The 3,239-nt window shown below is 73.7% G+C and carries 2 protein-coding genes; both read left to right on the forward strand.

Annotation, left to right across the window (positions count from 1 at the left end; translation table 11 throughout):
- Positions 1-2,262, forward strand: a 2,262-nt coding sequence (locus ABT300_RS42600) for an SDR family NAD(P)-dependent oxidoreductase (protein WP_351688133.1), incomplete at its 5' end; no start/stop codon positions are given.
- 45 nt (positions 2,263-2,307) lie between these two features.
- A partial coding sequence (locus ABT300_RS42605; RefSeq protein ID WP_351688136.1) for a beta-ketoacyl synthase N-terminal-like domain-containing protein occupies positions 2,308-3,239 on the forward strand: 932 nt, incomplete at its 3' end.

A 3,239-nucleotide genomic window follows, 5' to 3' on the forward strand; every position in this document is an offset into this window, starting at 1 on the left:
CCGGTGTTCGAGGGGTTGTCGCCGTGTCGGGTGGAGTTGCCGACGTATGCGTTCCAGCGCGACCGCTACTGGCTGGAGGCGCCGAAGCCGGCGGTGGGCGCGGATCCGGTGGAGGAGGAGTTCTGGCGGACCGTCGAGGAAGGCGACCTCGAAGGGCTGGCGGGCACGCTCGGGTTGGACGGGGCCGGTGGTCTGGGCGATGTCCTGCCGGCGTTGTCGGCCTGGCGTCGGGGGCGGCAGGGCCGGGCGAAGCTGGACAGCTGGCGATACCGGGTGGCGTGGCGGCCCTACCGGCTCGCTGAAGGGGCTGCGCTCGACGGGACCTGGCTCCTCGTCATCCCCGAAGACCTGTCGAACGACGACGTGACGGTCCGGACGCGACGCGTTCTGGAGGACGCCACGCGAGTCGTCGTGGTCGTGGTGCCGGAGCGGGCGGACCGGACGGTCGTCGCCGAACTGCTGGAAGCCGCTGTGAAACCGGGGGACGGCCCCGCCGGCGTGCTGTCGCTGCTGGCGATGGATGACGCACCGGACGAGCGCAGCCCGGGCGTCACCAGGGGAGTGCTCGGCTCCCTGGCCTTGAGCCAGGCCCTCGCGGACAACGCGATCCACGCCGGACTGTGGTCACTGACGCGTGGAGCCGTCGCCGTCGACGGAGAGGACGAGCCGGTCGCCGGCCAGGCCGCCGCGTGGGGTCTGCTCCGGGTGGCCGCGCTGGACGATCCCGAGCGGTCCGGCGGACTGGTGGACCTCCCGGCGGACGGCGGCGCCGAGCTGCCTGCGCAGCTGCCCGCGCTGCTTGCGGCAGGCGAGGCGTCCGGCGGAGAGAGCGAGTTCGCGCTCCGGCCGGGACCGCGGGGAGTGCGCGTGCGGAGGATGGTGCGTTCACCGCTCGCCGGCTCCGCCGAGGCGCCGGTGTGGAAGCCGCGAGGCGCCGTACTCATCACCGGAGGCACCGGCGCGCTCGGCGCCCATGTGGCCAGGGATCTCGCCCGCGAGGGCGCGGAGCACCTGGTGCTGACCAGCCGGCGCGGTCCCGACGCGCCGGGGGCGGCGGAGCTGGAGCGCGAACTGACCGACCTCGGATGTTCGGTGACCATCGCCGCTTGCGACGTGGCCGACCGCGCCGCGCTTGCCGCTGTCATGCGGGGCATCCCGGAGGAGACCCCCCTGACCGCCGTCGTCCACACCGCGGGCGCCGTCGACCGCGCGCGGCCGCTCACGGAGATCGACGCCGCCGAGGCCGTCGAGCTGATGCACGCCAAGGTCGTGGGCGCCGAGAACCTGCACGAGCTGCTGGGCGCACGCCCGTTGGACGCCTTCGTGCTCTTCTCCTCCGGAGCCGGCGTCTGGGGCAACGGCGGCCAGGGGCCGTACGCGGCGGCCAACGCCCACCTCGACGCGCTCGCCGAACGGCGACGCGCCGCCGGTCTGCCCGCCACGTCCGTCGCGTGGGGCGCCTGGGCCGGCGGCGGCATGGTCGACGCCGAGGTCGGCGAGCAGCTGGCGCGGCGCGGAGTGCCCGCGATGGAGCCGGCGCTCGCCGTGCGAGCCCTGCGCGAATCGGTGGCGGCGGACGAGACCGCCGTCGTCGTGGCGGACATCCGCTGGGACCGGTTCGTGCCCGCGTACTGCGCCCACGGGCCCCGCCCGCTGATCGACGAGATCCCCGACGTCCAGGCCCTGCGGGCCGCGCAGAACGCCGAAGGGGCTGCCGGGCACACGGCGGACGCGAGCACAGTGGCCGACGGGCTCCGCGGCGAACTGGCCGCGCTGCCGGCCGCCAAGCGCAAGCGCCGGCTCGCCGAGCTGGTCCGGACGCACGCGGGCGCGGTCCTCGGCTCCGCGGCCGCCGACGTGGTCAAGCCCGGCCGGGCCTTCCGGGACATGGGATTCGATTCCCTGACCGCTGTCGAGCTGCGCAACCGGCTCGGTTCCGCACTCGGCGCCAAGCTCTCCGCGACGCTCGTCTTCGACCACCCGACGCCGCAGGCCCTCGCCGACCATCTGGGCGACGAGCTCTTCCCCGAGGACGACCGCGACAGCGCGCTCGACCCCCGGCTGAAGGGGATCGAGGCGGCCTACCGCGCCGCCTCGGACCCGGTCGCCAGGGCGGAACTCGCCGGGGCGCTGCGCGGCCTGCTCGACTCCTGGGCGGCGCCCGCCGGCGCACCCACCCCCGCGACCGTGGACGAGGAACTGGTCGGCGCCTCCGACCAGGACATGTTCGACCTGATCGACAAGGAACTCGGGATCTCCTGAGCGCACCCCCGACACGACTTCCCGATTCTCGAAGGGCTGACTGGCATGGCCAACACGCACAACACCGAGGACAAGCTGCGGGACTACCTCAAGCGCGTCACCACGGACCTGCGACAGACCCGTCACAGGCTCACCGACCTGGAGACGCGGGCGCACGAGCCCATAGCCATCGTGGCCACCGCCTGTCACATGCCCGGTGGAGTGCGCAGCCCGGAGGACCTGTGGCGGATCGTCGCCGACGGCGTCGACACCGTCTCGGACCTGCCGACCGACCGTGGCTGGGACATCGAGGCGCTGTACGACCCCGACCCGGAGCGCATCGGCACCAGCTACGTCCGCCAGGGCGCCTTCCTGCACGACGCGGCCGAGTTCGACGCCGGGTTCTTCGAGATCTCGCCGCGTGAGGCGACCGCGATGGACCCGCAGCAGCGACTGCTGCTGGAAACCACCTGGGAGGCGTTCGAACGGGCCGGCATCGACCCCACGACGCTGCGGGGCAGCTCCACCGGTGTGTTCGTCGGCGCCAGCAACCAGGCCTACGCGCCCGACGGCGCCCGCGCGCCCGAGGGCATCGAAGGACACCTGCTGACCGGCGGATCCGCCGCCGTGCTGTCAGGCCGCATCTCCTACAGCTTCGGGTTCGAGGGACCGGCCGTCAGCCTCGACACGATGTGCTCCTCCTCGCTGGTCGCCCTCCATCTCGCGGTCCGGGCGCTGCGCTCAGGCGAGTGCTCGATGGCGGTCGCGGGGGGCGTCACCGTCATGGCCAGCATGCGCAACTTCATCGAGTTCAGCCGTCAGCGTGGCCTGGCCCCCGACGGCCGCTGCAAGCCCTTCGCGGCCGGCGCCGACGGCACGGGCTGGGGCGAAGGCGTCGGCGTCCTGCTGCTGGAGCGGTTGTCGGACGCGCGTCGGCTGGGTCATCAGGTGCTGGCGGTGGTGCGGGGTTCGGCGATCAACCAGGACGGTGCGTCGAA

Origin of the sequence: Streptomyces sp. NPDC001027 (assembly GCF_040299045.1) — a bacterium.
Classification (GTDB): Bacteria; Actinomycetota; Actinomycetes; order Streptomycetales; family Streptomycetaceae; genus Streptomyces.